The sequence below is a fragment of the Dellaglioa sp. CoH-56-MRSF-12 genome (assembly GCF_056782075.1).
The window spans coordinates 1-259 of sequence record NZ_JBXAYD010000125.1 but is presented as its reverse complement, the minus strand read 5'-3'; the positions used below and the strand labels follow the sequence as shown (position 1 = coordinate 259).

General features: G+C 68.7%; 1 protein-coding gene. It reads right to left on the bottom strand.

Annotated features, from left to right (window positions below; translation table 11 throughout):
* Nucleotides 1–259 (bottom strand): AAA-associated domain-containing protein (locus AC1RPY_RS08025; protein WP_481763157.1); only part of this gene is annotated, 259 nt, incomplete at both ends.

The following is a 259-nucleotide window of genomic DNA, read 5'->3' as shown; positions in this document are numbered from 1 at the left end:
CGGCCGCGCCGTCCGACAGGAAGTCCTCGAGCTCCTGCTCGAAGCGCACGCGCGGCGCGCGGTGCCCCGGACGCTCGTTCAGCACCTTCTTGATCCGCGCGGCGAGCGGCACGTGCTTCAGCAGGTGATCCGCGAACATCAGCTTGCGCTCCTGCGTACCGAATTCCGCGAACACGCGCCCCGGCGGCGTCAGGAACACGTCACCTTCGCGCACGTCCGCGAAGCCGAGGTACTGCAGCACTTCCGCGATCGGGAACAG